3 protein-coding genes are annotated in these 2701 nt (G+C 73.6%); 2 read left to right on the top strand and 1 reads right to left on the bottom strand.

The genetic code is table 11. The annotated features are described in order from the left end of the window. Positions 1–177: 177 nt before the first annotated feature. Positions 178–561, top strand: coding sequence for a winged helix-turn-helix transcriptional regulator (locus tag AC13HU_RS35295; RefSeq protein ID WP_483046083.1), 384 nt, complete (start codon positions 178–180; stop codon positions 559–561). 90 nt (positions 562–651) lie between these two features. On the opposite strand, the gene xylA is transcribed toward AC13HU_RS35295, so the two are convergent. Then, positions 652–1833 carry a xylose isomerase gene (gene xylA, locus AC13HU_RS35290; protein ID WP_483046082.1) on the bottom strand — a complete coding sequence of 394 codons (1182 nt, stop codon included), beginning with the start codon at positions 1831–1833 and terminating at the stop codon, positions 652–654. A 92-nt stretch (positions 1834–1925) separates the two neighbouring features. Between xylA and AC13HU_RS35285 the strand changes: the two genes are divergently transcribed. Next, positions 1926–2701, top strand: a 776-nt coding sequence (locus AC13HU_RS35285) for an FGGY family carbohydrate kinase (RefSeq protein WP_483046081.1), incomplete at its 3' end; no start/stop codon positions are given.

The raw sequence follows: 2701 nt of genomic DNA, 5'->3' as shown, positions 1-2701 counted from the left end.
GTGTGCGGCGGCCAACGGATCGCGGCCGCCGCGGGACCGCCACCGTAGGAAAGCCGACGCGCACCGGACGGTAGGAAACGGATGCGGGACCATGGCGGCACGATGGACGACGACCGCGCCACCCCGACGACCACCGCACCGACGACCGGCACCCCGGCCCCGCGCGCCGCCCGGGACATCCGAAGTGCCCGGGACGCCTCCTGCGAGCGGCTGCTCGTGGACTGCCGGCTGCGCGCGGCCACCGAACTGTTCGCCCACACCTGGGACCCGGTGATCCTCGCCGGGCTGAGCGAAGGCCCGCTGCGCCGCGCCGGGTTGCGGTCGCTGGCCGGCGGCATCAGCGACAAGGTGCTCACCGAGGCGCTGCGCCGCCTGCTCGGCAACGGCCTGATCGAGCGCCGCGCCTTCCGCGCCGCGCCACCCCGGGTCGACTACGGCCTCACGCCGCTCGGCACCAGCCTGGTGGACGGCCCGCTGCGTGCGATGGGCCGCTGGACCCGGGAGCACGGCGAGGAACTGCTCGAAGCCCAGGAACGCGCCGCCGGACAAGCGGCGAGCTGACACCCCGTACGCAAGGCGCCCGGGGCACGAGCGGGGCGGCGGCGCGGCCCCGGGTGGCCTTGCCGCCGCCGGTGGGGCCTTGGATGCGGTTCAGCGAACGCCGAGCAGGTGGTCCATCGCGAGCTGGTCGAGCGCCTCGAAGGCCATCCCGCGCTCGGCCACCGCGTCCGCGTCGAAGTCCTCGTACGCGCTGCGGTCGGCGAGCAGGTCGGCCAGCGACTCGTCGGCGCCCAGCGTGGTCTGTGCCAGCTCGTCCAGGCCGGACACGCGCAGCGCCTCCTGGACGACCGGGTCGGCGCGGAAGGCGGCGGCCCGCTCCTTGAGGATGAGGTAGTTGCGCATGCCGCCGGCCGCGGACGCCCACACGCCGCTCATGTCCTCGGTCCGCGGCGGCTTGAAGTCGAAGTGCCGCGGGCCCTGGTAGCCGCCGCGCTCCAGCAGGTCGACCAGCCAGAAGGCCGAGCGCAGGTCGCCGGCGCCGAACCGCAGGTCCTGGTCGTACTTGATGCCGGTCTGGCCGTTGAGGTCGAGGTGGAAGAGCTTGCCGTGCCACAGCGCCTGGGCGATGCCGTGCGGGAAGTTGAGCCCGGCCATCTGCTCGTGGCCGACCTCGGGGTTGACGCCGACGATGTCGGGGCGCTCCAGGGAGTTGATGAACGCCAGCGCGTGGCCGACGGTCGGCAGCAGGATGTCGCCGCGCGGCTCGTTCGGCTTCGGCTCCACCGCGAAGCGCAGGTTGTAGCCCTGCTCGGTGACGTACTGGCCGAGGATGTCGAAGGCTTCCTTCATCCGGTCCAGGGCGACCCGTACGTCCTTGGCGCCGCCGGACTCCGCGCCCTCGCGCCCGCCCCACGCGACGTAGGTCTCGGCGCCCAGTTCCACGGCGAGGTCGATGTTGCGGATCACCTTGCGCAGCGCGAAGCGGCGCACCTCGCGGAGGTTGGAGGTGAAGCCGCCGTCCTTGAAGACCGGATGGGTGAACAGGTTGGTGGTGGCCATCGGCACCTTCATGCCGGTGGCGTCCAGCGCCTGCCGGAAGCGCTTGATGTGGCCGTCGCGGTCGGCGTCGGAAGAGCCGAAGGGGATCAGGTCGTCGTCGTGGAACGTCACGCCGTACGCGCCGAGTTCGGCGAGCCGGTGCACCGACTCGACCGGGTCGAGCGGCGCGCGGGTGGCGTCGCCGAACGGGTCGCGGCCTTGCCAGCCGACCGTCCACAGTCCGAAGGTGAACTTGTCGGCCGGTGTGGGGGTGAGGTTCGTCTCGGAAGTCATTGCGGTCGGCTCCTATTCGTCAGACTGTTGAACAAATTAGTATGCGAGCCCAGTGATGGGAAGTGGGAACAGCGCGAAAGGACCGGGATCACATGGCGCGACAAGGGCAGATCGTGCTCGGCGTGGACAGCTCCACGCAGTCCACGAAGGTGCTGGCGGTCGACGTGGACAGCGGTGAGGTGCTCGCCCGCGGCCAGGCGGCGCACACCGTCAGTACCGGCGCCGGGCGCGAGACCGACCCCGAGGTGTGGTGGCACGCCCTCCAGGACGCGCTGGGCGAGCTCGGACCGTACGCGACGCGGGCCGACGCGATCTCGGTCGGCGGCCAGCAGCACGGCCTGGTCGTGCTCGACGACCGCGGCCGCCCGGTGCGGGACGCGCTGCTGTGGAACGACGTACGGTCCGCCCCGCAGGCCGAGGCGCTGGTGGAGCGGCACGGCGCCGCGTGGTGGGCCGAGCGGGTCGGCTCGGTGCCCGGGGCGAGCTTCACCGTCGCCAAGTGGGAGTGGCTGCGCGCCCACGAGCCCGAGGCGGCCGCGGCCGCGCGGGCGATCCGGCTGCCGCACGACGTCCTCACCGAGCGGCTGAGCGGTGCCGCGGTCACCGACCGCGGCGACGCCTCCGGCACCGGCTGGTGGGCGTCGAGCACCGGGGCGTACGACGACGCGCTGCTCGCCGAGGTCGGGCTCGACCCGAAGCTGCTGCCCACGGTGCTCGGGCCCGGCGAGGCGGCCGGCGCCGCACGGGACGGCGCCGGGGTACGACCCGGCGCGCTGGTCGGCGCCGGCACCGGCGACAACGCCGCCGCCGCCCTCGGCCTCGGGCTCGCCCCGGGGCGGCCGGTGCTCAGCCTCGGCACCACCGGCAC

This window comes from Streptomyces sp. NH27 (genome assembly GCF_056859195.1).
The sequence above is the reverse complement of the archived record's forward strand: the minus strand, read 5'-3'. Positions and strand labels throughout refer to the sequence as shown.